This window comes from Rhizobium sp. AB2/73, from assembly GCF_020871915.1.
Classification (GTDB): Bacteria; Pseudomonadota; Alphaproteobacteria; order Rhizobiales; family Rhizobiaceae; genus Rhizobium; species Rhizobium dioscoreae.
In genome coordinates, this window is the sequence record NZ_CP067072.1 from 930,343 (window position 1) to 948,227 (window position 17,885).

Annotated in this window: 18 protein-coding genes and 2 pseudogenes; 11 read left to right on the forward strand and 9 right to left on the reverse strand. The window is 57.4% G+C overall.

Going from position 1 to position 17,885, the window contains the following annotated elements:
* Positions 1 to 2: 2 nt before the first annotated feature.
* Positions 3 to 998 (reverse strand): GntR family transcriptional regulator, encoded by a 996-nt coding sequence (locus I8E17_RS23885; protein WP_069615653.1) that lies wholly within the window; start codon positions 996 to 998, stop codon positions 3 to 5.
* Positions 999 to 2,082: 1,084 nt separating this feature from the next.
* Positions 2,083 to 3,729, reverse strand: a pseudogene (gene treS, locus I8E17_RS23890) (maltose alpha-D-glucosyltransferase); the annotation flags it as partial.
* A 234-nt stretch (positions 3,730 to 3,963) separates the two neighbouring features.
* On the opposite strand from treS, the gene I8E17_RS23895 reads away from it, so the two are divergent.
* Positions 3,964 to 4,251, forward strand: a complete 288-nt coding sequence (locus I8E17_RS23895; RefSeq protein ID WP_069615655.1) for a DUF3175 domain-containing protein — start codon at positions 3,964 to 3,966, stop codon at positions 4,249 to 4,251.
* 34 nt (positions 4,252 to 4,285) lie between these two features.
* Here the strand turns inward: I8E17_RS23895 and I8E17_RS23900 are convergent, their stop codons facing one another.
* Both I8E17_RS23900 and I8E17_RS23905 read right to left on the reverse strand, forming a co-directional pair.
* Positions 4,286 to 4,900, reverse strand: a complete 615-nt coding sequence (locus I8E17_RS23900; protein WP_069615656.1) for an NAD(P)H-dependent oxidoreductase — start codon at positions 4,898 to 4,900, stop codon at positions 4,286 to 4,288.
* 139 nt (positions 4,901 to 5,039) lie between these two features.
* Positions 5,040 to 5,459 carry an HD domain-containing protein gene (locus I8E17_RS23905; RefSeq protein ID WP_069615657.1) on the reverse strand — a complete coding sequence of 140 codons (420 nt, stop codon included), beginning with the start codon at positions 5,457 to 5,459 and terminating at the stop codon, positions 5,040 to 5,042.
* A gap of 278 nt (positions 5,460 to 5,737) precedes the next feature.
* On the opposite strand from I8E17_RS23905, the gene I8E17_RS23910 reads away from it, so the two are divergent.
* The 5 genes and pseudogenes from I8E17_RS23910 (at position 5,738) to ligD (ending at position 10,408) form a co-directional block, all read left to right on the forward strand.
* A complete protein-coding gene (locus I8E17_RS23910) occupies positions 5,738 to 6,265 on the forward strand; it encodes a hypothetical protein (RefSeq protein WP_069615658.1) in 528 nt (175 codons plus the stop codon).
* A 71-nt stretch (positions 6,266 to 6,336) separates the two neighbouring features.
* Positions 6,337 to 6,498, forward strand: coding sequence for a DUF1328 domain-containing protein (locus I8E17_RS23915; protein WP_069615659.1), 162 nt, complete (start codon positions 6,337 to 6,339; stop codon positions 6,496 to 6,498).
* Between the two features lie 100 nt (positions 6,499 to 6,598).
* A pseudogene (locus I8E17_RS23920) lies at positions 6,599 to 6,749 on the forward strand (DUF4142 domain-containing protein); the annotation flags it as partial.
* A 162-nt stretch (positions 6,750 to 6,911) separates the two neighbouring features.
* The gene (locus tag I8E17_RS23925; RefSeq protein ID WP_069615660.1) at positions 6,912 to 7,805 is read left to right on the forward strand and encodes a Ku protein; all 894 of its coding nucleotides are present in this window, start codon (positions 6,912 to 6,914) and stop codon (positions 7,803 to 7,805) included.
* A 2-nt stretch (positions 7,806 to 7,807) separates the two neighbouring features.
* Positions 7,808 to 10,408, forward strand: a complete 2,601-nt coding sequence (ligD, locus tag I8E17_RS23930; RefSeq protein WP_069615661.1) for a DNA ligase D — start codon at positions 7,808 to 7,810, stop codon at positions 10,406 to 10,408.
* Positions 10,409 to 10,446: 38 nt separating this feature from the next.
* Here ligD and I8E17_RS23935 read toward each other — a convergent pair whose 3' ends face one another.
* The gene (locus I8E17_RS23935; protein WP_069615662.1) at positions 10,447 to 11,253 is read right to left on the reverse strand and encodes a Ku protein; all 807 of its coding nucleotides are present in this window, start codon (positions 11,251 to 11,253) and stop codon (positions 10,447 to 10,449) included.
* A gap of 109 nt (positions 11,254 to 11,362) precedes the next feature.
* On the opposite strand from I8E17_RS23935, the gene I8E17_RS23940 reads away from it, so the two are divergent.
* Positions 11,363 to 11,461, forward strand: a complete 99-nt coding sequence (locus tag I8E17_RS23940; protein WP_229002150.1) for a DUF892 family protein — start codon at positions 11,363 to 11,365, stop codon at positions 11,459 to 11,461.
* 104 nt (positions 11,462 to 11,565) lie between these two features.
* On the opposite strand, the gene I8E17_RS23945 is transcribed toward I8E17_RS23940, so the two are convergent.
* Positions 11,566 to 11,841 carry a DUF982 domain-containing protein gene (locus tag I8E17_RS23945; RefSeq protein WP_069615663.1) on the reverse strand — a complete coding sequence of 92 codons (276 nt, stop codon included), beginning with the start codon at positions 11,839 to 11,841 and terminating at the stop codon, positions 11,566 to 11,568.
* 34 nt (positions 11,842 to 11,875) lie between these two features.
* Between I8E17_RS23945 and I8E17_RS23950 the strand changes: the two genes are divergently transcribed.
* Positions 11,876 to 12,262: a hypothetical protein gene (locus tag I8E17_RS23950; RefSeq protein WP_069615664.1), complete on the forward strand. Its 387-nt coding sequence runs from the start codon at positions 11,876 to 11,878 to the stop codon at positions 12,260 to 12,262.
* Positions 12,263 to 12,305: 43 nt separating this feature from the next.
* Here the strand turns inward: I8E17_RS23950 and I8E17_RS23955 are convergent, their stop codons facing one another.
* Together I8E17_RS23955 and I8E17_RS23960 are read right to left on the reverse strand one after the other, a co-directional pair.
* On the reverse strand, positions 12,306 to 12,809 hold the full coding sequence (locus I8E17_RS23955) for a sigma-70 family RNA polymerase sigma factor (protein WP_069615665.1): 504 nt from the start codon (positions 12,807 to 12,809) through the stop codon (positions 12,306 to 12,308).
* Between the two features lie 296 nt (positions 12,810 to 13,105).
* On the reverse strand, positions 13,106 to 13,663 hold the full coding sequence (locus tag I8E17_RS23960) for an NADH-quinone oxidoreductase subunit B (protein WP_069615666.1): 558 nt from the start codon (positions 13,661 to 13,663) through the stop codon (positions 13,106 to 13,108).
* Between the two features lie 162 nt (positions 13,664 to 13,825).
* Here I8E17_RS23960 and I8E17_RS23965 point away from each other — a divergent pair, with 162 nt between their 5' ends.
* Positions 13,826 to 15,196, forward strand: a complete 1,371-nt coding sequence (locus tag I8E17_RS23965; RefSeq protein ID WP_069615667.1) for an MFS transporter — start codon at positions 13,826 to 13,828, stop codon at positions 15,194 to 15,196.
* A 52-nt stretch (positions 15,197 to 15,248) separates the two neighbouring features.
* Here the strand turns inward: I8E17_RS23965 and I8E17_RS23970 are convergent, their stop codons facing one another.
* Entirely contained in the window at positions 15,249 to 16,160 is a 912-nt protein-coding gene (locus I8E17_RS23970) for a LysR family transcriptional regulator (RefSeq protein WP_069615668.1), read from the reverse strand.
* A gap of 127 nt (positions 16,161 to 16,287) precedes the next feature.
* On the opposite strand from I8E17_RS23970, the gene I8E17_RS23975 reads away from it, so the two are divergent.
* Together I8E17_RS23975 and I8E17_RS23980 are read left to right on the forward strand one after the other, a co-directional pair.
* Entirely contained in the window at positions 16,288 to 16,767 is a 480-nt protein-coding gene (locus I8E17_RS23975; protein ID WP_069615669.1) for a carboxymuconolactone decarboxylase family protein, read from the forward strand.
* Positions 16,768 to 16,898: 131 nt separating this feature from the next.
* Positions 16,899 to 17,813, forward strand: coding sequence for an MBL fold metallo-hydrolase (locus tag I8E17_RS23980; protein ID WP_069615670.1), 915 nt, complete (start codon positions 16,899 to 16,901; stop codon positions 17,811 to 17,813).
* The last annotated feature ends 72 nt before the right edge of the window (positions 17,814 to 17,885 follow it).

Sequence of the window (17,885 nt, forward strand, 5' to 3'; positions counted from 1 at the left end):
CATTAGAGGATGAAACTGTATTCATCCGGCTGGTAGTGCTCGCGGATATAAGCGGCACGCGCCTGCACATTGGGCTGAGAATTGCTGATGTGATCACGCATTGCTTTCTTCAGCCCTTCCTCATCGCGCTTTTTCACCATCTTGAAGACACCGATATGCTCGGAGAGGAAGGGCTCGTATTCCGGCCTCTTGATGCGGCTGCCGACGATGTGCTTGCTGAGGGTCAGGATGCAGTGAGTCCGCTTCAGGATGCTCAGGAACTCCTTGTTCGGGCAAGCCTGCAGGCTGCGCAGATGAAGGTCCAGCTCCAGCTCATACATGGTCGAGGCCGATACATCGGGATAATCCGCAAGCGCTAGCGCCAGCCTTGAAAGCATCGTGTCGACATGTTCGTTCGAAAGCCCGCCCAGGGCACTTGCAAGTGCCGCCGGCTCGATTTGCTCGCGCACCTCGTAGAGGTCGCGAATGCGCTGGCTGTCGAGCGGTACGATTGACCAGCGGAAATTATCGTCCTTTTCGGTGATGCCGAGCGTTTCGAGCTTCAACAGTACGTCGCGTGCTACCCCACGCCCAACGCCGAAATGCCGTGCGAGCTCGTTTTCATTGATGCGATAGCGGCCGAAGAAGGAGCGATAGACAACGATGCTCTCGACATCTTCATAGAGCGCCTGCCAGGCGAATATCGGCCTGTCGTCATCCCCATCGAACAATTTGCCGAGGTAGTCCGCAAGTTTGATCCGCTTCGGAAGAGTCCCTGTCTTGCCGACAATAAAACCGCGCCCATCAAACCGTGTGATCAATCCATCCTCGAAGAGGAGCTGCAGTGCCTGGCGTACCGGCGCTCGGCTGCTGTCTATCAAGCCCGCAAGGGCGGCCTCGGTCAACACTGCGCCCTCGGGCACCGTCCCATCGAGAATCTCGGCCTTCAGCCGCCCGAAGAGCTCCTCATAGAGACTGGTTTTGCGCGAACCGCCGTTCCCTAGCCGTGATATGCCCATGTCGTCCCATATTTCGCGTCCGAGTCTGTAACTTCTATGGAAAGCATCTCGCTAACAATAGAAGCGCAACGATCCCAAAGCGGCTCCGAAATCTGGCGGAAAAATTCGATTGCCTTCCTCACCCTGCTTAGAACCACTGACGTAAATATCCATAACACGCTTTCGATACTTCCACGAAAATCCGATGTCGCTGATCAGGCCTGAAAATCGCCTGAAAGCAAGTGGCGCCCGGCATATCCTGGAATCCGGCTTCAATCGTTCAGTTGCTCCCGAACCGCCTCGGCCGCGACCATCGGCTTTCGCTCATCGAGAGCTATCACCGGGATGTTTTTACTGAATAAGAGACGCCAAGCCGATACCGATCATGCATATCAGCAGCCCCGCAGAGATGAAAAACAGGACCAGAGGTGTATAATTCGACATCAGGTCCTCCTTTCGAAGTTACGCTGCGTGTCGCCGTGGAGGGAAAGCAAATTACCCTTTCTGGGTTTTGAAGCGGTTCATGGCATTCCGCTCCTCGCCAGAACCGAACGAAGGCTCGTCGTCTAAGTCTACGCGGGCGTGCGCTTTTGGTTCCGATAATCGTCAGGATGTTCAGGCAAATCCATCCCACTCATTTCCGTAGCCCCAGATCCAATACTCAGCCCTTGTCGAAGGACGAAAATTCCCTTGGCCGATATATCAGCCAAGAGAATGCCTCCTGCCGATCGCTGAAGCCTATCCAGAGGCTGCCGATCATCGGGAACCCGCCAATCGGCTCCGCCATCTCTCGATCACCCAATGCTTCAGTGGCTCAGGACGTATAATTTCAGGAGGGTGTCGCACGGCATGATCTTTCATTGTGCAGCCGACGATTAAAACATCATTGCTCGCTCTAATAGTCTATTAAAACCGACTATGTCGGCGACGATTTCCGTTCGAATCTGGAGCTCCCGGCCTATGGTCGCAACATCTTGAGGTAAGCCTTTGGGTCGGTCGCCGCCGAATGAAGCGAAGATCGTCATGCAACCAGAACTGCCCTTCTCAAATGGGAGAACAAGGGAGTGCCGACCGTGTTTTGATGGCGGGAAGGCTCACCTCAGGGCTTCAGCTGAAACCAGAAATAACCGTAGGGCTGAAACATGATCGGATAACGATGCTTGCCCACAGCCGGAAATACCGTCTTCCCAAACAGCTCCCTGGGACGACTGCCCGAATATTGATGTAAATCGAGCATGGCCGCCTGAGCGATGTTTGACAGGTTCGCGACGCAGAGAATGCATTCGCCTTTATATTCTCTGACATATGCGATGACGGCCGGGTTTTCCGTGCTCACAAAGCAAATCGCACCCCTTGCGAAGGCTTGATGCGCCGATCGGATTGCCAGGATGCGGCGAACCCAGTTCAGAAGCGAATGCGGGTCCTTCTCCTGCGCGGCGACATTGATCACCTGGAAGCCGAAACGGGGATTATCGATAAGCGGCAGTGCGAGGGTCTTTGGTTTGCCGCCCGAAAATCCGGCATTTTTGCCGCTGGACCATTGCATCGGTGTGCGAACACCATCTCTATCTCCCAAATCGACATTGTCGCCCATGCCGATCTCATCACCATAGTAAAGCACCGGGCTACCGGGTAAAGAGAACAGCAACATGTGGAGAAGCTCGACGCGACGCCGGTCCTGATCCATGAGCGGTGACAAGCGGCGCCGGATGCCGAGATTCAATCGGGCGCGTTCGTCGGAAGCATAGGTGTCCCAAAGAAAATTACGCTCGGCCTCGCTGACCATTTCCAAGGTCAGCTCGTCATGGTTTCTGAGGAAAATGGCCCACTGGCATTCCTCAGGGATGCCATCGGTCTGCTGCACCATGGTGATGATCGGCTGGGAATTTCCCATTGCAACCGCGGTGAATATTCGCGGCATCAGCGGGAAGTGGAAAGCCATGTGGCATTCGTCCCCCGTTCCGAAATAGTCCCGTGCCTGATCCGGCCATTGATTTGCTTCTGCAAGGAGTATGACGCCGGGATAGCTTGCCTCGAGCGTCTTTCTGATGTGCTTCAGCAGCCTGTGCGTTTCAGGAAGATTCTCGTTATTGGTGTTTTCTCGCTCCACCAGATACGGAACGGCATCGAGGCGGAAGCCGTCCACGCCGAGATCGAGCCAGAAGCGCATGATATCCAAAACCGCTTCGATGACGGCAGGATTGTGATAGTTCAGATCCGGCTGATGGGAGTAGAAGCGATGCCAGAAATAGGCGTTCGCAACCGGGTCCCATGTCCAATTGGATCTCTCGCTATCGACGAAAATGATGCGCGTTTCCGCGAACTTGTCGTCCGTTTCCGACCAGACGTAAAAATCCCGTTCCGGAGACCCGGCCGGCGCGTCTCGGGCACGCTGAAACCAGGGATGCTGATCGGAAGTATGGTTGAGAACCAGTTCCGTAATGACATGCATGTTGCGGGCATGGGCTGCCTCCACGAACCTTCTGAAATCGTCGAGCGTGCCGAATTCGGCGCTGATGCTTTCATAGTCGAGCACGTCATAGCCGTCGTCACGGCGGGGAGATGGATAAAACGGCAAAAGCCAGATCGCATTGACACCGAGCGATGCCAGGTAATCCAGTTTGCACGTCAATCCGGCGAAATCGCCAAATCCATCTCCATTGGCGTCGAAGAACGACTTCACATGGAGTTGGTAGATGACAGCATCCTTATGCCAGGACGCATAGCGAAGCTCGCGTTCGATTTCGCTCAATCGGCAGCTCCCTCGGCAATCATTGTTTCGATCAGGCGCGACAGGTTCTGGCCACAAAATTAATACTGCCTGTTGTCTCTTCAAGATTGCCCAGGGAAATCAAAAGCCCCGATACCGATGTTCGCCCCATGACGGGGAACATGACGGCAGCTCGCTTGTTCGGATTCCCGCGCCGGCAAGCTCAGCCTTTCAGGGTTGCTGACGGCACCGCGAATTTCAACGAGGAATGCAGCAATGCCCAAAGGCAAATCGAAGAAATGGTCACAGCGCGTCAACGAGACCAGTGATGCCATGGACCTGAAGAAAGGCGTGTTCAACGAGCGCAGCGCCAAGAAAATTGCCGATTCACTCAAAGAATCCGCCGAAAACAGCAACCGCCGCAAATCCAGTCCGTTTCGATCCGCCATGTCGATGTTGAACTTCTATATCAATCGGGCGGGCGATCAGCTTTCGAAATCCCGGCGCGCAACGTTGGAGAAGGCAAAAACCGAACTCCGCAAGGATTTCGGCCGCGATCCCTAAGGCTCGCAATCCTTCCTTGGCTGGCGTCGGCAGATCAATTGCCGATGCCGGGATATTGGCTTTCGTTCAACAGTCGTGCGAGATGGGCAGTATTGCGTGCCAACATGTTCACCGTGCTGGTGACCTTGTCCGGAACTGCCTCAAGATCGATGAAATTGGTGCTACCCATCGCCTCCCCCACCCAGTAGACGACAGCGTTGGCCGGGATCGTGAAACCGACATCATTCAAGGCCTGATAGATTTCCGCGGAGACATGATGAGCGCCGTCTTCGTTGCCGACGACTGCCACGGCGGCGACGCGACCGTAAGATACCATCCTATGCCGTTCGTCCGTTTCCGACAGAAAGGCATCCATACGTTCCAATGCGCGTTTTGCCACGCTCGACGGCTGTCCGATCCAAATCGGGGTGCCGAAGATCAGAATGTCGGCGGCAAGAATCATCCGACGGATGCCAGGCCATGCATCCGCCGCACCCTCGTTCGATTTGACGCCCGGCAGTATATTGTGGTCAGCGAGACGGATCGTCGCCATCTCCACCTTCTCCCTCGCAAGAGCCTCTCCTACAAGAGAAAGCATTCGATCCGTCGAGGATGGTTCGCTGGAGCCGGTCTTCAAGGTTGCGTTCAGTGCCAAGGCTTTAAGAACCATGATCGTGCTCCTCGTTTAGTCAACGATCCCAACATGGAAAGAAGGACTATGGTTCCCGAAGGAGCTCGGCATGCGGATTTTAATCCGGCACTTTAGCCGGCGCGAGGCCCGAAAACCATGATACCCTCGAAAATCACCCCTACTTTCGGCCCACCATTTCGAGCAGGATGTCCAAGCCGCGCTGATATTTTGCAGCGTCCCTGCCTATCTGCTCGCTTTGCCAAAGATTGTCCTCAAGGTCGGCCCGCTTGACGGACAAAGCCAGCACATGCGCTGCCGCACGATGGATGAATTGCTCATCCGGCTCGCCCGGCCGCCGCGTCAAGGCATCCACGGCAGATAGAATCTTTGCCGGGAAGCCCTCTTCCTTCAGGCGATCGAGCGTCCACCCTCTTCCCTTTTCGACGACATCATGAAGATAGGCGACCGTGCGGGCCTCGTCACCGGAAACCAGCAGCGCGACACGTTGGCAATGCTCGAAGAAAGGCCGTCCGGTCTTGTCCGTCTGCCCTTCGTGCGCCTCGAGCGCGATATGGATGGCCTGGTCAAGATGTTTCACGGTAAGGTCTTTCCGGGTCGTTGATATCGCTTGCTGGCCGATACGTCGCGAAATCGCATGTTTGCAGCCGTTCGGGTGGCGCGCGATTGACGACATAATCGGCGCCGGCTCGGCTGAAAGACGGATCAGCCAGAGAACCCCCTTGACCGCGGATAGTTCCTCCCTCCGCGATAGAAAAACACAGAGTAAGCTCGATTGGCCTATCGGATTTGCGATTCTGCCATGCTGACGCCGGATTTTTCTGATGTGTGTCTGCGCCGGGTTTAGAAGGGCACATCATGGAATTCCTCAATCGTTACATTGATCGACCGCTGCTGCGCGGCGGATCGGCAGTCATGCAGCTATGGCACAAGCAGACAGGCCATTCTCCACAGAAGCTCTCCCCTTTGTGGAACCTCACCGTCATTCTTGCCCTTCTGTCGGCAAGTGGCCTCTTTTTAAGTGGTCCGATCTACGTTTTCGGACTCGGTACGCTCTTGATGCTTTCGCTTCCGTCACTGCGGCAGTTGATCCTGGGCCGGGTGGGACGGATTTACGATATGCGGTCCTATCAGGCGCTCGCGGTGACAGCTACCCGCAAGCGCGAAACGGAATGGGCGGTACGCCTGACCGTTTTGCTCACCGCCGTCATCTTCCCCTTCTGTGTCTCTGCCGGTGATGAGGCTGCAAGCTCATTCCTGCTTGGCGCCAGCCTCTGGTTTGTGTTGACAGCACCGGCAAAGATGTATCTGGACGCCGCCGAGCCGCCGCCGCCCGGCAATGGTGGCAAGCAGGCTTGGTCGAGACAGGCAACCGCCGCAGCGTGACGCTCCCGCGCATTCGCCGGAACAAAGTACTCACAATTCCGTTCTCCTTGCAGCAACCAATGGAGAGCGAAATGCTTTATTATGCACTGGTATTTCTCGTCGTAGCTTTAATCGCAGGCGCCCTCGGATTCGGTGGCATAGCAGGCGCCTCCGCGTCCATCGCACAGGTCCTGTTCTTTATCTTCCTCATCTTCTTCGTAGTGTCGCTGATCATGAACGTGATGAGACGCTGAGGAAGAAAGGGAAAGAAGAATATGATCGTCGAGTCCCGCCAAGCTGGTCTCATGCCCAGACTCCAGCTGCAAGGAAAGGGAATTCATTCAGCGCTAGGATTCCGGTCAACGTTCCGCTCACGCCGAAGCCCGTCGATCTTTTCAAACGATATGGCGAAAAGGGCGACACTACTGCTTTGAAAGCATGCGCCGCCAACACGACACCTACGCTCGAACATCATCTGCAGATGGCCGGGCAATGGGGAAAATAGGTCCCGAGGCGCCAGGCTCGCAACGTCGCGCATGACGTCAATTCAATATCGGGCCAATATCGGGCCAATATCGGGAAAGCACGCCAGTCAGCACAGCGGCGAAATCCGAACCGCGGAACAATGCCGTTCCGGCATCGTTGAATATCATCTTGGAAATGGAGCATCCCCATGAGCCCGCGCGCGCAATGGAAAGGATATCTCAAATTCGGGGAGGTCAGCTGCCCGGTCTCGCTCTATACGGCAGTTTCCACTTCGGAACGGATTTCCTTTCACACGCTGAACCGGGCAACCGGCAACCGGGTCAGGCGCGAATTCATCGACAGCGCGAGCGAAAAGCCTGTGCCGCGCGAGGATCAGGTCAAGGGTTACGAACTCAACAAGGACGATTACATCATCCTCGAGCCCGAGGAAGTCGCCGCGGCGGTGCCGGAAAGCGATAAGGTCCTGCACGTACAAGCCTTTCTGGCATGCGACGACATTGATGATGTCTATTTCGACCGGCCCTATTATCTGGCCCCTTCCGCTCCGGCGAGCGCAGAAGCGTTCGCGCTGATCCGCGAAGGGATGCGCAAGAAGCAGGTTGCCGCCATTGCCCGCACCGTTCTGTTTCGCCGCCTTCGGACAATGATGATCCGCGCCCATGGGGCGGGGCTGATCGCTACGACATTGAATTTCGATTATGAGGTTCGCTCGGCACAGGAAGCCTTCGAGGATGTGCCCGATATGAAGATCAAGGGCGAAATGCTCGATCTCGCCAGACATATCATCGCCACCAAGAAAGGCAGTTTCGATGCCAGTGAATTCGACGACCGCTATGAAGCCGCGCTCGCAGAATTGGTAAAAGCCAAGATCGAAGGCAAAAAGATCCCGCAACGCAAGCCGGCGAAAGTCGCCAAGGTTACGGATCTTATGGAGGCTCTGCGCCAGAGCGCCGGCATGGCTGGCCAAGGCAAGACAGGCGTCAAACATTCCGCCAAGAAATCGCGTGCGGCATCCGGCAAGGCAGCAAAATCGCGTGCCGCCTCCTCCTCGCGGACACAACGCAAGGCGAGCTGATCATGGCGTTGGAGATCTATAACCGCAAACGCGATTTCACCAGAACGTCGGAACCAAAGGGTCGCGCGAGCAGGAACAGGGCTGCATCAGCCGGCAGCAGCTTCGTCATCCAGAAGCACGATGCGCGCCGACTCCATTATGATTTTCGCCTCGAATTGGATGGCGTGCTGAAGAGCTGGGCGGTGACCAGGGGGCCAAGTCTGGTGGCCGGCGAGAAGCGGCTGGCGGTACAGACCGAAGATCATCCCCTGGAATATGGCGGCTTCGAAGGCACGATTCCGAAGGGCGAATATGGCGGCGGCACCGTCATCGTCTGGGACAATGGTACGTGGACGCCGCTTGGCGACCCCCACAAGGGATTGACAAAGGGACATCTCGAATTCGAGCTTCACGGAAAAAAACTCGGCGGACGGTGGCATCTGATCCGCATGGCCGGAAATCCGCGTGAGAAGCGGGAAAACTGGCTGTTGATCAAAGGCGAGGACGATGCGGCCCGCCCGGAGGGTGCGCCCGATATCCTCGAAGAGCGACCGGAATCGGCAAAGACGGGACGGGTCATCGATGAGGTTGCGGGCGAAAAGCCGGGCTGGTCGTCCAAAACGGGCAAGATTGATCGCAGGATAGCCCGAGCCAAAGATGAGAGCTTCGACGACAAGGGCAAGAATAAAAAGAAGCCGGGCAAAGCTGCGCCCGAACGGGAAGCCGATGCGAAGCCCATTGAGCCATCTGCCTTAAAGGACGCCAGGAAGGCTGCCCTGCCGGCATTTGTCGAGCCCGCCCTGGCGACACTGGTATCCAAGCCGCCCACGGGCAAGCGCTGGCTTCACGAGATCAAATTCGACGGCTATCGGCTGGAGGTTCGCATCGAGGCAGGCCGCGTCAAGTTGCTGACGCGCAGCGGCCTCGACTGGACCCAGAAATTCGGCAAGGAGATCATCAGCGCCTTCAAGGATCTCCCCGTCGGCACAGCCATCATCGATGGCGAACTGGTCGTTGAGCCGGCTGCCGGCGCCTCGGATTTCTCAGCCCTGCAGGCCGACCTCAGCGAAGGACGCAGCGACCGTTTCGTCTTCTACGCATTCGATCTCATCTACCTCGATGGCTATGATCTAACTGCCTGCCCCTTGGTCAGCCGCAAGGAATTGCTGCAGAAGATCATTTCGTCCGAAACCGGGATTCTCCGCTTCAGCAGCCATTTTGACGAAAATGGCGATCTGCTGTTGAACCATGCCTGCCGGTTGAGCCTTGAAGGGATCGTCTCCAAGATCGCCAGCGATCCCTATCGCTCCGGCCGCAGCAAGAGCTGGGTCAAATCGAAATGTTCGTCACGACAGGAATTCGTCATCGGCGGCTGGGTGCCGTCGACGACATCGAGAAACGCGATCGGCTCGCTGGTTCTCGGCGTCTACGAGCATGGCAAACTGCAGCATGTCGGCCGCGTCGGAACCGGGTACACGCACACTGTCGCCGAGCAGCTCTTCAAAAGGCTTGCCCGCCTGAAGGCAGAGGAAAGTCCTTTCGCATCCAGGCTGACGGCAGAAGAACATCGCGGTGTCCGCTTCATACGGCCCGAACTGGTCGCGGAAGTCGAATTCCGCGCATGGACGGCCGACGGCCATCTGCGTCATGCTTCTTTCCGTGGCCTGAGAGAAGACAAGAATCCCCTCGAGATCGTTGGCGAAACACCGAAATCAGCCGCCAAGACCTCGACTGAAAGGCCGTCGCGAACCAGTATCTCCCTGACCCATGGCGATCGTCTTTATTGGCCGGACGAGGGCGTTACAAAAGCCGGACTTGCAGATTACTACACGGAGGTCTGGCGCTACATGGGGCCTTTTGTCGTCGGCCGGCCGCTTGCGCTCGTGCGCTGCCCGAACGGGATCGGCGGCCAGCATTTCTTCCAGAAGCATGCCTGGAAGGGCATGAACCGGAACATCGCATTGGCGAGGGATCCGCAAGGCGAGGAGCCATATGTGAGCATCAACGACCTGAGCGGCCTGATCGGCCTCGTACAGGCCGCTGTCCTGGAGATCCATCCTTGGGGATCGATGGTCGGCAATTGGGAAAAGCCTGACATGATCATCATGGATCTCGATCCTGGTCCGAATGTCGCATGGACAGAGGTCATCGCCGCCGCGGAAGAGACCGGCGAACGGCTGAAACGGGCGGGTCTCGTTCCCTTCGTCAAGACCTCCGGCGGCAAAGGGCTGCACATCGTCTGCCCGCTGGTCGCCAAAGCCGAATGGCCTGCAGTGAAAGCCTTTACCAAGGACATCGCCGACGCGATGGCCGCTGACAGCCCCGGCCGCTATGTTTCGACCATCACCAAATCGAAACGCCGGGGCAAGATCCTGGTCGACTACTTGCGAAACCAACGCGGCTCGACTGCAGTTGCGCCCTATTCGACCCGCGCTCGTCCGGGAGCCGCCGTTTCGATGCCCTTGTCCTGGGAGGAATTGAGCCCCGCCATCGGCCCCGACTATTTCACCGTGCTCAACGTGCCGACGCGGCTTGCCGCGCTTCGCTCGGATCCCTGGGCCGAGTTCAGGAAAGCCGCGGAACCGTTGCATCATCCCGACGCGAAGCGCAAGCGCGGCTCATGACAGGCTCCCGTCTTCCCCGCGCGCCCCCTCGATGCGGATTATCTTTTCTTTGCACCCTTTTCCTGTGAAAGGCTCTTTCGAAGCGCATCCATGATGCTGATGACATTGCCCGTGGCGGGTGACGGTTCGGGCTTTGCCCTTGCGGGGCGCTTGCGACCCTTCTTCTTGGCAGCGATGATATCGAGAAGCTTGTCCTGGACGGGATCGGAGACCATGCCTGGGTCCCATGATTTCGTTCGCTCGTCTATCAGCTCTCCCACGAGCTTCATCAGTTTTGTGTCGACCGATTTTGCTGGGATGTCTTCGAAGTAATCCCTTTCATTCCGGACCTCATCGCCAAATCGCAACGTCCACAGAACGATCCCTTTGTCCCGCGCTTCCAGCATGACGGCACGCTCACGGCGATACATGACGAGCCGGGATATGCCGACCATGCGGCTCGCGGCCATCGCATCACGAATGACGCAGTAAGCCTCCTCCCCGACAGCATCGTTCGGCGTCAGATAATGCGGCGTATCGAACCAGATCCATTCGATGCTGTCCCGCGGTACGAACATCTCGATATCGATCGTTCTGGTACTTTCCAAAGCGACGGCGTCGAGCTCTTCATCCTCGAGCATGACATAGTCATCCTCGCCGCGCTCATATCCCTTGACCTCATCGTCTTCGTCGACCGGCTTGCCTGTGACGGAATCGACATATTGGCTGACGATGCGGTTGCCCGTCTTTCTGTTCAGCGTGTGGAAGCGAACTTTCTCGTTAACGGTGGTCGCCGGAGTCATGGCGACCGGACATGTCACGAGCGACAGTTTGAGATAGCCTTTCCAGAATGATCTTGGCGCCATGAGTTTTCCTCCACCAGGAAGGGGAACGGTCTTCGGCAGGCATGGTTCCGACCATCCATCCATGCCGTCAACTCCGCATTCAACGCATGCTGCCGATCCTCCGGAAGTGATGGCAAAACTTGAGCAGCACATCGGCGAAACGGAGGATCAAATCAGGCGGCTCGAACGTATCCTTGAGGATTTGGATGGCCTCGCGAGGCAAGGGTAATCCGCTTATCGGCATGGGAAGCAATTATCTATGATCGGTTTGGCCCGGCTTTCCGGCCGAACTCGTAAGCGTCTTTTCTAAAATCGCATCATCGTCGCCAGCCTTCATGACGACCTGCTTCCCGACATCAGGTGCGCGTCGAGGCAGGCAATCACAAAAGCTGCTCGCGACGCTTCCACGGGAATCTTGTGCGAAACCGCAGCAACGCATTTTTCCGTCGCACGCGTGTAGGAACTGCTTCGTTCGCAAGGCCACCTTCGCGACAGGAAATGGATCGCATCTTCCGGCCCCTGGATCAGACAGCCGTCTCGACTGCTGGTCGCCAGATAGACTGGCGCGGTCCAAAGCATCTTGAATTCCACATCAATCACATTGTGCATCCAACTCTCCCATGTCGTGGATGCCCCTCCCCCTGTGCTCGAACCATATGCACGGCCGTTTGTTCCCGAGGCCGAGCCTATTCGACTGTTTTCTCTGATCTATCGCATCAAGTCCGGAAACCTTTTCCGGCGGCAGTTGTTCGTGATTGAGGGTAAGAACTTCCTCTCAAATCGTGTGACGCTCACCGAAAGCAGGGTGAATGACATGGTCGCGGCGATACTCGACCTGAATCTCGAGGCGCAACAGGTATTTCCCATGGTCGAACGGCTCGACAGGCAAAAGATTCCCTATCTCTTCGCTCTTAGCGGAGATCCAATCGATGCAGACATGAACTTTTCGGGTTTTGTGCTATCCGAGAGGCCCGCCGCCCTCGATCATATTGGCAAGGCACTGTTCGACATCCCGGACAAAGAGACATAACGCCACGCGTTACCCCTCCATGCGTTGAGAAATGCAAGCATCATCAATGCCTGTCTTCGTCAAGGTGGGCTGCCAGTTGCTGCCGGGCTCTACTGAGCCGGCTTTTCACGGTACCGATCGCACATCCGAATTTCTCGGCAGCGGCATCATAAGAGCGTCCCTCTATGACAACATATTCGAGCACGACACGGTAAGGTTCCGGCAGCAGGTTGCAGGCCTCTTCCATTTCCTTGGCCCGTATCGCCCATTCTTGCGATGGCGGGGCCACCCCGGCGCCGGAGACGCATTTCTTGATTCCGGGAGCCTCGCGCCGGGCAATTCGGAACTTCGTGCAAAACGTATTACGCATGATCGTGAACAGCCACGATTTCAGCCGGGTACCTCGATCGAATTGGTTCAGATTGGCCAATGCTTTCGCGAGGGTTTCCTGCACGAGGTCGTCGGCGTCGCTGGCGTTTCTATGGAACGAGCGTGCAAATGCACGAAGGGCCGGAATAAGCTCCACAATTTCGTTTTGCAGATCGGGAGTGCTGGGGCTATCGGTCACAATTTTTCTCCTTGAAGAACGCGTACAACGACCGTTCCAGCATTGCCGCGCAACGCGTGGTTTCAGCGCTAGACCGGCACCGGTGCCCTGTGGACCTCGGATAATGCCTTCATTGACTTTGATTTGAGCAGACTTGCTGTTTGCGATGCGTTCGGGAGCTTCGTCGCGATCTTGAGGCTTCGATGTTCCTTGCATCTGCTAAGGGAACGGCTGCATCTTGAGCTTGTTCCATGAGAATCTAAATAAACGTCAAAGCGCCGTGACGCCGCCACGGAGAGCGAGGCCGACGGTGTCGGCTATCGTTCAATCGTCCCATTGCGGCGAATCTTGCGCTGGAGAAGCAGAATTCCGTAAAGCAAGGCCTCCGCGGTCGGCGGGCAACCGGGCACATAAATATCGATCGGAATGATCCGATCGCATCCGCGCACCACCGAGTAGGAATAGTGATAATAGCCGCCGCCATTGGCGCATGATCCCATGGAGATCACGTAACGCGGCTCGGGCATCTGGTCATAAACCTTGCGTAGCGCCGGCGCCATCTTGTTGCATACGGTGCCGGCAACAATCATCAGATCCGACTGCCTAGGGCTACCCCTCGGCGCGGCACCAATGCGTTCCACGTCATAACGCGGCATCGACATCTGCATCATCTCGATGGCGCAACAGGCAAGCCCGAACGTCATCCACATCAGCGATCCGGTGCGCGCCCAACTGACAAACTCGTCCGTGCTCGTGACGAGAAAACCCTTGTCGGCGAGTTCGTTGTTGATCGTTCCCATGAAGGGATCACCAGTCGGCGCCTGGCCGGGATGTTGAAAATCGCTGATGACAGGGCGGTCTTTGTAGGAAGACATGGTCCGTTCTCCCGTGGAAAGCTCCCGAACCTGCGCGAAACAGGCTTGTTCCAGGCATGGGCGCCTTTCGGTTCGCATGACCATCCTTGTCTTTCGATACTTCGATGCCTTCAAAGTGAAACCAAACAAGTTGCGCCACGTTTGTTTCCATGAGGAAATGTCATGCATTCAATCGAGCAGCGCGACGACCGGCCTTCGAAACTACATCCTGCTTCTCTGATCATTCTCTGCCTGGGCGTGATCGTTGCGCAGGTCGACACATCGGTTGTCAATCTGGCTGTCCAACCAATCGGCAAGAGTCTTCAGGCTTCCGTGACCCAGATGCAGTGGGTCGTCGACGCCTATAATCTCGTCTACGCTGCGCTTCTGATCAGTGGCGGTCTGCTTGCGGATCTTTACGGACGTCGGCTGATTTTCATCGTCGGCTGCGTCATCTTCACAATCGCAAGCCTTGGATGCGCCTTGGCTCCGACGATCACGATCCTAATCGGCGCCAGAGCGATAACCGGCCTCGGATCGGCCCTTCTGATACCGGCCTCCCTTTCGCTCATTCGAGTGATCTACCCAGACGAGCGGATTCGCGGTCGGGCGCTCGGTATCTGGGCCGGCTGCAACGGCATGTCGCTTGCCGTCGGGCCAAGCCTTGGCGGATATCTGATCCATAATTTCGGTTGGCGGGCTGTTTTCCTCGTCGTGGTTCCCATCGGTGTGGCGGCGGCTGCCGGAGCATTGCCTTGGATCTTGGAAAGTGCGGATAAAAAGGGACGATCGTTCGACATGCTGGGCCAGCTGTTGGGCATATTGTCGCTCGCCGCCATCACCCTGGCGGCAATCGAGTCCTCGCATTTTCCGATAGTCTGGACGACGCTGCTGGCACTTTGCGGCTTCGGTCTGCTGGCGCTTTTCATCCTGGTGGAACGGCGCCTCGATCAGCGCGCTCTCGTGCCGCTTTCGATGTTTTCCACCGGGCGGTTCAGCGGGGCGATGGCAGGAACGGCCGCAATGACATTCGGCATGTACGGGACGCTCTTTCTGTTTCCCCTCGCCTCCCTCAGCCTCGATCGACTGCCTCCGATCGCTGTCGGGCTGGCACTATTGCCCATGGCGCTGAGCTTTGTGGCGATCTCACCCTTCTCCGGTTACTTTTCTGAACATCTGGGAAAACGGCACACCATCAGCATCGGATTGGCTACGATAGGACTGGGGAACCTTCTGCTCGGCATTGCTTTTGACGGCAACCTGTTCACCGCCGAGGAATTCGGCCTGCTATTGACCGGTATCGGGATGGGCATGGCGACCGGGCCTCTTACGGCAGTCGCGGTTTCGAGCGTCGTCCGTGAGCGCGCTGGAACTGCGAGCGCACTGATCAACGTCGCACGCATGGTTGGCGCAACCATCGGCGTGGCCGCACTCGGATCGGTCTACGCGTTCTTCCGGGAGCCTGCTTTCGGGTTCATTGTGGCTATGTTTTGCGGCGGCGGTATTCAACTCTTCGGCAGCATTGCGGCGTGGCGATATCTCAAGCGAGCGTGAAGCCCACTTTTTATGCGGGTGACGCTCGACAATCCGAGCGCCATCCAAGCCATCAATGAGAAGACGCAGGCGCCATCAGCGGATCCTTGCCGACTATCTCAATCAGGAAGTCGAGGACCGTCCTGATGCGCAACGGCAGGTTCCGACGCGATGGGTAGACGACGCTGATGGCGACCCGGCTCGGCGGAAAGTCTGGCATGACGTTCACCAGCCTGCCTTCCTCGATGTCGGACCCGACAAGAATGTGGGAAAGTACGGCAATCCCATTGCCAGCCAGCACTGCACGGTGGACGGCAACCGCGTTGCTCGCGACGAGGCGCGGCGCGATCCTCACGGTAACGTCCTCGGCGCCATTTGAGAACGACCATGCCCGGCCGTTTCCCGCGCGATTGTAACAGATGCAATCATGAGCGCCGACATCGTCGGGCGTTTTGGGTGCTGCCCGCTCTTGTAGATAGGAAGGCGCGGCAACGAGAAAGGCCGTCGTCCACCCAATTCTGCGGCACATCAGACTGCAGTCCGCAACCGTTCCCAGCCGTACCTCAAGATCGATTCCCTCTTCGACCAGGTCGGACGGTTCCTCGCGAAAGAGCAAGTCGACGGAAAGTCCCCGATGGCGTTCGAGCAGCATCCCGAGCCGGTCGCTGACGTAAAGCCCGAGCGGTGTCGGCAAAGCCAGCCGCACCTTGCCGGCTACGCGCCCGCCATCACGACATGTGGTTTCACTAAGCGCCTCGACCGCTTCGATGACCTTGAGTGCCATCGGGATGATCTGCTCCCCCTCCGCCGTCAGCGCCAGCGCGGTGGTCGTGCGATGCAGCAGACGTGTGTTGAGATGCGCTTCCAGAGCCGAAACCTGGCGTGAAACAGCAGGCTGCGTCAGCCTGAGATCAATCGCTGCGGCGGAAAAGGAGCCAGTCTCCACCACCCGCATGAATGTTTGCAATGCGCATACGATATCCATCCCCACCCCATACTTTTCGGCATAGGCCTTATGTTCGAACCTTAGCCCGGAAGGACTTTACTGTCCAGCTATTAAGGATATCCTTTATCCACAAGGATACTTAATGTCCTTAATAACGGAGGCGACTATGACCCAGCGTTTGAATTATGCCCAGCAATCACCGGAACTCTTCAGGAAACTCTCGGAACTCAGCATGGCTCTGAAGGACAGCGCCATCGAACAGAAGATCCAGGATCTCGCTCACATCCGCGCATCGCAGATCAACGGCTGCGCTTTCTGCCTGGACATGCATGTCAAGGAAGCCAAGATCCATGGCGAGAGCGAACTCCGGCTCCACCACATAGCCGTCTGGCGGGAATCCAATCTCTTCATTCCCCGGGAGCGCGCCGCGCTCGCCTGGACCGAAGCGGTGACGAAACTGCATGAAAGCGGCATTCCCGACGAGCTCTACGAGCGCGTGCGCGGCCAGCTTTCAGAGAAGGAAATCTCCGATCTCACCTTCGTAATCATGGTCATCAATGCCTGGAACCGCGCCAGCATCGCCTTCAAGTCCGTGCCGGGCTCGGCCGACAAGGCCTACGGCCTCGACAGAGCCGGCCTCAACTGAGCCTCTCAGAAAAGGCTTCGGCAAACGATGGGCGGCCGTTCCGGCGACCGCGACCAAGACTCTCATGACAATCGTTTCAACCGTGGAGCCGGCCAGATCGGTTCCAAGATCTCGATCAACAGGAGACAAACATGGACCTGAACACTTCTCATTCCGTTAAATCAAGCCCTGACGAGCTGGTTCCGTCGCGCTACGCGGTGCAGATCGGTGATATTGAGGTGCTGGTAATCAGCGATGGTGTGCTGCCGTTGCCGACCAAGATGTTGGGATATAATGCCGATCCGGCCGAGCGCGCGGCCTGGCTGAACGACATGTTCCTGCCACAAGACGCTTTCGACTGGGCGCTGAACGCGGTCGTGGTGCGCAGCGGCAAGCAGACCATCCTCATCGATGCAGGTCTTGGCTTGGACCCGGAGTTGAACCTGCCGCGGGCCGGACAACTGATCAAGCGGCTGGAAGCCGCCGGCATCGACCTTGGCTCCGTAACCGATGTGGTCCTGACCCACATGCATATGGACCACGTTGGCGGGCTGCTCGTCGATGGGGTGAAGGAACGACTCCGTCCGGACCTGCGGATCCATGTCGCCGCGGCAGAGGTCAAGTTCTGGGAGGCACCCGATTTCACCCACGTATCGATGCCGCCCGGCTTTCCGGACGCGCTTCGGGCTGCCGCCAAACAGTTCAGAAAGGAATATGAGAGCCAGCTTCGATTGTTCGATGATGAGCAGGAGATCGCGCCGGGCGTGGTCGTCTCCCGAACCGGCGGCCACACACCCGGGCATAGCGTGGTTCGCGTGGCATCGGGCAAGGATCGGCTGATGTTCGCAGGCGATGCCGTGTTCGCCGTCGGGTTCGAACATCCGGACTGGCACAACGGCTTCGAACACGATCCGGAAGAGGCTGCCCGCGTCCGTATTCGGCTTCTGCGGGAGTTGGCGGCGAACGGTTCGTTTCTGGTCGCTACCCACATGCCGTTTCCTTCGGTCGGCCATGTCGCTGCCGACGGCGATGTCTTCCGCTGGGTGCCGGCCTTCTGGGACTACTGACGGCCAATAGCTTGAAGGTCGAGCCGGGGCAACCAAACCAGCGCTCGGCTCGACCGACAAGATCGACGGCCT

Excerpts from the sequence above, each read along its gene's own strand:
- I8E17_RS23960 (WP_069615666.1), bottom strand. The coding sequence starts at position 13,663 with ATGTCTTCCTACAAAGACCGCCCTGTCATCAGCGATTTTCAACATCCC.
- I8E17_RS23915 (WP_069615659.1), top strand. The coding sequence starts at position 6,337 with ATGCTTTATTATGCACTGGTATTTCTCGTCGTAGCTTTAATCGCAGGC.
- I8E17_RS23965 (WP_069615667.1), top strand. The coding sequence starts at position 13,826 with ATGCATTCAATCGAGCAGCGCGACGACCGGCCTTCGAAACTACATCCT.
- I8E17_RS23895 (WP_069615655.1), top strand. The coding sequence starts at position 3,964 with ATGCCCAAAGGCAAATCGAAGAAATGGTCACAGCGCGTCAACGAGACC.
- I8E17_RS23935 (WP_069615662.1), bottom strand. The coding sequence starts at position 11,253 with ATGGCGCCAAGATCATTCTGGAAAGGCTATCTCAAACTGTCGCTCGTG.
- I8E17_RS23975 (WP_069615669.1), top strand. The coding sequence starts at position 16,288 with ATGACCCAGCGTTTGAATTATGCCCAGCAATCACCGGAACTCTTCAGG.
- I8E17_RS23885 (WP_069615653.1), bottom strand. The coding sequence starts at position 998 with ATGGGCATATCACGGCTAGGGAACGGCGGTTCGCGCAAAACCAGTCTC.
- I8E17_RS23945 (WP_069615663.1), bottom strand. The coding sequence starts at position 11,841 with ATGCACAATGTGATTGATGTGGAATTCAAGATGCTTTGGACCGCGCCA.
- I8E17_RS23970 (WP_069615668.1), bottom strand. The coding sequence starts at position 16,160 with ATGGATATCGTATGCGCATTGCAAACATTCATGCGGGTGGTGGAGACT.
- ligD (WP_069615661.1), top strand. The coding sequence starts at position 7,808 with ATGGCGTTGGAGATCTATAACCGCAAACGCGATTTCACCAGAACGTCG.
- I8E17_RS23910 (WP_069615658.1), top strand. The coding sequence starts at position 5,738 with ATGGAATTCCTCAATCGTTACATTGATCGACCGCTGCTGCGCGGCGGA.
- I8E17_RS23980 (WP_069615670.1), top strand. The coding sequence starts at position 16,899 with ATGGACCTGAACACTTCTCATTCCGTTAAATCAAGCCCTGACGAGCTG.
- I8E17_RS23900 (WP_069615656.1), bottom strand. The coding sequence starts at position 4,900 with ATGGTTCTTAAAGCCTTGGCACTGAACGCAACCTTGAAGACCGGCTCC.
- I8E17_RS23940 (WP_229002150.1), top strand. The coding sequence starts at position 11,363 with ATGGCAAAACTTGAGCAGCACATCGGCGAAACGGAGGATCAAATCAGG.